General features: G+C 64.7%; 8 protein-coding genes and 2 pseudogenes. 6 read left to right on the plus strand and 4 right to left on the minus strand.

Features of this window, described 5'->3' with window-relative positions; all coding sequences use genetic code 11:
• The first annotated feature begins 91 nt into the window (after positions 1-91).
• The 6 genes and pseudogenes from B3T59_RS22580 to B3T59_RS22605 all read left to right on the plus strand — a co-directional run bounded on the left by B3T59_RS22580 (position 92) and on the right by B3T59_RS22605 (position 3,103).
• On the plus strand, positions 92-367 hold the full coding sequence (locus B3T59_RS22580) for a type II toxin-antitoxin system Phd/YefM family antitoxin (protein ID WP_007240635.1): 276 nt from the start codon (positions 92-94) through the stop codon (positions 365-367).
• Complete coding sequence (locus B3T59_RS22585; protein ID WP_287005195.1) at positions 364-654, plus strand: type II toxin-antitoxin system RelE family toxin; 291 nt, start codon at positions 364-366, stop codon at positions 652-654. Before B3T59_RS22580 ends, B3T59_RS22585 begins: the two co-directional genes overlap by 4 nt.
• A gap of 42 nt (positions 655-696) precedes the next feature.
• The gene (locus B3T59_RS22590) at positions 697-975 is read left to right on the plus strand and encodes a hypothetical protein (RefSeq protein ID WP_007240633.1); all 279 of its coding nucleotides are present in this window, start codon (positions 697-699) and stop codon (positions 973-975) included.
• Between the two features lie 59 nt (positions 976-1,034).
• A pseudogene (locus B3T59_RS24645) lies at positions 1,035-1,430 on the plus strand (transposase); the annotation flags it as partial.
• Between the two features lie 803 nt (positions 1,431-2,233).
• Entirely contained in the window at positions 2,234-2,659 is a 426-nt protein-coding gene (locus B3T59_RS22600) for an STAS domain-containing protein (RefSeq protein WP_138985343.1), read from the plus strand.
• Positions 2,660-2,668: 9 nt separating this feature from the next.
• Positions 2,669-3,103, plus strand: a complete 435-nt coding sequence (locus B3T59_RS22605) for an ATP-binding protein (protein WP_007240629.1) — start codon at positions 2,669-2,671, stop codon at positions 3,101-3,103.
• Positions 3,104-3,229: 126 nt separating this feature from the next.
• Here the strand turns inward: B3T59_RS22605 and B3T59_RS24540 are convergent.
• From B3T59_RS24540 to arsB, 4 genes and pseudogenes are all read right to left on the minus strand, one after another.
• A pseudogene (locus B3T59_RS24540) lies at positions 3,230-3,316 on the minus strand (low molecular weight phosphatase family protein); the annotation flags it as partial.
• Complete coding sequence (locus B3T59_RS22610; protein ID WP_064862671.1) at positions 3,313-3,741, minus strand: arsenate reductase ArsC; 429 nt, start codon at positions 3,739-3,741, stop codon at positions 3,313-3,315. The pseudogene B3T59_RS24540 and the gene B3T59_RS22610, both read right to left, overlap by 4 nt.
• A 30-nt stretch (positions 3,742-3,771) precedes the next feature.
• A complete protein-coding gene (locus B3T59_RS22615; protein WP_064862670.1) occupies positions 3,772-4,455 on the minus strand; it encodes an arsenate reductase ArsC in 684 nt (227 codons plus the stop codon).
• Positions 4,455-5,370: ACR3 family arsenite efflux transporter (gene arsB, locus B3T59_RS22620; RefSeq protein WP_287005196.1), on the minus strand; the 916-nt coding region annotated here is incomplete at its 5' end. The genes arsB and B3T59_RS22615, both read right to left, overlap by 1 nt.

The following is a 5,370-nucleotide window of genomic DNA, read 5'->3' on the forward strand; positions in this document are numbered from 1 at the left end:
TTGCAATATTACAGCTTTTACCTGACATAAGGTAAATTATCGGCTAAACATATGGCTAGATTCTGGCCAGTCTAGCGGCTAGGCTGAATGCATGACGACAGTGCCTCTCGGTGAAGCCAAGGACAAGCTCTCCGCGCTCATCGACAGCGCCGAGAGCACGCACGACATCATCACGATCACCAAGCACGGCAAACCTGCCGCGGTGCTGATGTCGGCTGACGACCTCGAATCGCTGCACGACACGATCTACTGGCTCTCACGCGCCGGCATCCGCGAAGCTGTCGCGGCTGCCGACGTCGAGTACGCCGCCGGCCACACCGTTTCCCTCGAGGACCTGCGCGCCGAACACGGTATGCCGCCCCAGTGAGCGACAATCCCACGGACTCGGCCGATGAGTACCACGTCGAGGTCGCATCCCCCGCACGCCGCGATCTCGGGCGTCTACCATCCCGGATCGTCCACGCTGTCATCGAATTCATCTCCGGGCCCCTCGCAGGCAACCCGCACCGCCTCAGCAAACCGCTCCGCGACGACCTCGAAGGCCTTCACAGCGCACGCCGCGGCGACTACCGCATCCTGCTGCGCACCGACGATCCCAACCACACCATCGTCATCGTCAAGATCGACCACCGAGCCCACGCCTACCGCACCTAACCCACAGCGCCACAACACGTCCCTGACACCATGAGGAGCATCGTGAACGACTCCGGCCGGACACTCGACCACGCCATCGACGCGCTCTACGACCCCATCAACGCCCTGCAACGCCAGGTCCTCGACATCGAGCGCAGCTACCGCGACCTCGCCCAACGCGACGACCTCGCCACCGACACCCTTGGGGCGCCCACCACTCCCGCCGAAGCCATCGCCGGCATCACCGAAGCACTGGCATCTCTCCGCGATGCGCTCCGCGCCGCTGAAGGACACCGCGACACTGCCAAGCAGCATGCAGCACGCCTCTACATCGACCACTGACACCTGTCAGAGGCCACCGGCACAATTAGTGCGAAGCCCTCCATCCGCAAGCCATCGACCGCGAGGTGTTGGGCATGCAGGTGGCCACCAGTGAGACCAAGGCATCGTGGAACACCTTCTTCGCCGACCTGGTGGCCCGCGGCCTGGGCGGGGTATGTCGGGGCGGTGTGGGCGACGGAGAAGGGGCTGGGCCTGGGGTCGAGACGTGCGCACCTCAATGTGCGCGCCCGGGATGCGGGGTCAGTCGCGGCCGCGGTTGGATGTCTAGTGTTCGGGATGCTCGGCTAGGTCGCGGGCATCGACCGCTGCGTTGTGCTCGTCGTCAGCGGCGTTGTGCTCGGACCTCGGCGGACTCGCGGTGGACAAGGCCCCGCCCCGGGGCGGAACGTTCGGCGGCCATGGCATGTATCGACGCCGCGCGTTCATGTGCCAGAACAGCGTCATCATGTCGTTGAGCTGCGGACGCGTGTGCAGCGACGGCGCGCGTCATCGACTCCCGGGCATGTGCCGCAGCTGCTGCCGCGGTTTCCGCCGTGGCCGGTTCGCCATCGGCCAGCCGCTGGCGACGTCGTTTCAACTGCTCCAGTCTCGCAGCATCCTTGCCCTGGGCATCTTGGCTCCCTGAGTCAGGTCTGTCGTCATCCACGAATCGATTCTCCCAGCTCGTTGCCGCTGGCGTACCCCGATCACGCAGGTGGCCTGGTTGGGGCACGACGATGACGTGGGCTCGTCGCCGCCAGCACGCGACTACGCGCCGGCGACGGCATGCGCCGAGACTTCGATCACCTCATCCTCACCGCACCCCAGCCCACCGGCCACCCCCAGCCCACCGGCCACCCCCGAGGTCACCACGCCAACGCACCGCCACCACGACGGACCGACCTCGCCCACCCAGTAGCCGAGCATGCCCCGGACAGCACAGTGCAAGAGTTTCCGACATCCCCAACCACATCTGATTTGACGAATCGACGATCCACCAGCTCGAATGCGAATCGCGCAATCGAATGCGCAATCTCGAACGTGGTCTCGTATGACCGTCAGGGGAGGTCTTCCAGCACAGACCCGATGAAGGGCCGCGGCGCCTGACGTCCTCGCTCAACCCCATCGATGTCGGGCAGGCGACCATGACAAAATGGGTAGGGCGGTGCAGCAGGCAGCCGTCGTCATGTCGTCGGTCGGGACCGTGGCCGCTCATCAACTGTGTGGCCCCCTTCGATGGAAGCGAGAGTCACCAGTGCAGCCAAACAACCCTGACGCCGTGGTCGACCCTGACGCGGTGGTCGTCGACGACAGCGGAGACAACGCCGGCCGTGCGTTGCTGACCATCGTCTCCGCCCAGCACGAAGAACTGGTGATCCTGACCGTCCAAGGCAGCATCGACGTGCTCACCGCACCACAACTGTCCGAAGCAGTGACGAACGCGTTGACCGGTCAACCGCGCGGCCTGATCATCGACCTGACCACCACCGACTTCCTGGCCTCGGCCGGCATGGCCGCACTCGTCGCCGCGCACGAGGCCATCGCACCGACCGGACTGTTCGGAGTCGTCGCCGCCGCACCCGCGACGTCCAGGCCCCTGACACTCATGGGCCTGGACCAGACGATCGTCCTCTACCCCTCCCTCGCCCACGCCGTCACCGCCATGACCGACCCCACCGAAATGACCGGCACCCCGACTGGGTAAACACGGCGCGTGGACTCATCACAGCACCTCGATGGCGACTCCACCGGTGACTTCAAGCGCTCGGTCGCGGCCACCGCCGAAGCCGCCTACACACTGCGCGAACTGTTCACCCTCTGGGTGACTGCCACTGTCGACGCCGACACCGAACGCCGCGGCGACATCATCCTGGCCGTCTACGAAGCAGTCGCCAACGCCACCGAACACGCCTGCAAGAACTCCGCCGAACCCGCAACGGTCACCGTGCACAGCCGACACCGACCCAACGGCGCCCTCGAAATCACCGTCACCGACACCGGCACCTGGGACCCCAGCCCCTCAGAGCGCTTCCGCGGCCGCGGACTAGCACTCATCACCGCGCTCAGCGACACCCACGCACTCACCACCGGACCCGACGGCACCACCGTCACCATGTGCTGGCAACCGATGCCTGTCGTGACGTCATAACACAACATTATCGGCCATTTGTGTTGTGGCACAACGTAATTTGTCACCAGTGACGAAAGTGTACGGGAATCACGGGGTCGGGCGCATCGACGTGGTGCGAACGGTCATGGCACGACCAGCACATCTAGTGCCCGTTGTCGCCAAACCTTGGGCCATCACCGACTTGCCCCGGTTGCTCACGCACACAAACAGAACCGAGTGTGGTGTGCTCATCGCACGCTCGAGGTGTCGTCGGCAGGCGCGATCTCGGCCAGCAAGTCGACCACGAGCGAACGAATCTGATCGCGAATCGGGCGGACGGTATCGATGCCTTTGCCGGCAGGGTCGTCTAGGGCCCAGTCGCGGTAGCTGACGCCGGGGAAGACCGGGCAAGCGTCGCCGCAGCCCATGGTGATGACCACGTCGGAGGATTCGACGGTGTCGGGGGTGAGGATCTTCGGTGATTGGTCGGAGATGTCGATACCGACCTCGGCCATTGCCTTCACAGCGGCGGAATTGATGGCGTCGGCGGGGGCCGACCCCGCGGAACGAACCTCGACCCGACCGCCGCCCAGGGCGGTCAAGAACCCAGCAGCCATCTGAGACCGGCCAGCGTTGTGGACGCAGACAAACAACACGCTCGGTGTCTGTGCAGACATGGGAGCAGCTTCCTTTTCGGTGTGAAGGGGTTATGCAGGGTGCGGGGCGAGCTCGTCGAGCAACCGTTGAACGCGGGTGTCGAGGTCATCGCGGATTGCGCGCACTCGGTCTAACGGGAGGCCTTCGGGATCGGTGACTGTCCAGTCGAGGTACCGCTTGCCCGGATAGATGGGGCATGCATCACCGCAACCCATCGACACCACGACATCGGCGGCGGCGACGACATCGTCGGTCAGCGGTTTGGGGAAGTCGTTGCCCAGGTCGATCCCGATCTCGGTCATCGCCTCGACCACGGTGGGGTTGATCGAATGGACCGGCGCGGAGCCCGCCGATCGGACATGGACGCGGCCACCGGCCCGGTGGGTCAACAGACCTGCGGCCATCTGCGACCGGCCGGCATTGTGCACACACACGAACAACACCTCGGGCACGTCTTTGGCGATCGCCCCGCCGGATTGCGCCAGTGCGCGCAACCGGTCGGCAGCGAACCGGCTCGCCAACGAGGTGAGATGAGCCTGTACCCGCGAGGTACGGCGCAGCGCCGCATACGACTCAAAGACGCAGCGCTCCACCGTCTGCCGCGACACCACGCCCTCGTACTTCGCGGCCAAGTCCGCGGCAATACGACCGAGCACCACGTGGGGCATGAGCAGTTCGGGCTGTGCGCGATGCTCTCCTGCCGCCAGGCGTTGATCCAGGGTCGAGTCGTCCATCACTGTGCCTCCGTGACCGTACTCGGCTGAGCTGTCGACCGCGGGGCGGTGAAGCGTTTACGCAACGCCAGCGAGACGTAGACCAATCCCACGAGGACCGGCACCTCGATCAGCGGTCCCACCACCCCGGCCAGGGCCTGGCCCGAGGTGGCCCCATACGTCGCGATCGCGACTGCGATGGCCAGTTCGAAGTTGTTGCCTGCGGCGGTGAACGCCAGCGTGGTGGTGCGTTCATACCCGAGCTTCATGACAGCGCCGAACGCGTACCCGCCACCCCACATCACTGCGAAGTACACCAGCAACGGGACCGCGATCCGGACCACGTCGAGGGGTTGCGACGTGATCTGATCACCTTGCAGGGCAAAGAGAATCACGATGGTGAACAGCAACCCGTACAACGCCCACGGACTGATCCTGGGAATGAACTGCGATTCGTACCAGTCGCGTCCCTTGCTCCGCTCCCCTAAATACCGGGACAGGAACCCGGCGACCAGTGGGATACCCAGGAAGATCAGCACCGATTTGGCGATCTGCCACGGCGAGGCGTCGATCGTTGTCTGTTCCAGACCCAGCCAACCCGGTAACACCGAGAGATAGAACCAGCCCAGGACCGCGAACATCACGACCTGGAACACCGAATTGATCGCCACCAACACGGCGGCCGCTTCACGATCACCGCACGCCAGGTCATTCCAGATGATGACCATCGCGATGCACCGCGCCAACCCGACGATGATCAACCCGGTGCGGTACTCGGGCAGGTCGGCCAGGAAAATCCAGGCCAGCGCGAACATCAACGCCGGGCCGACAACCCAGTTCAGAACCAGCGACCCGATGAGCAGGCGCTTGTCCCCGGTCACGGTGTCGAGGCGGTCGTAGCGAACCTTCGCCAGTACCGGATACATCATGATCAGC

This window comes from Gordonia sp. UBA7860, from assembly GCF_002500165.1.
In the GTDB taxonomy this organism is placed as follows: Bacteria; Actinomycetota; Actinomycetes; order Mycobacteriales; family Mycobacteriaceae; genus Gordonia; species Gordonia sputi.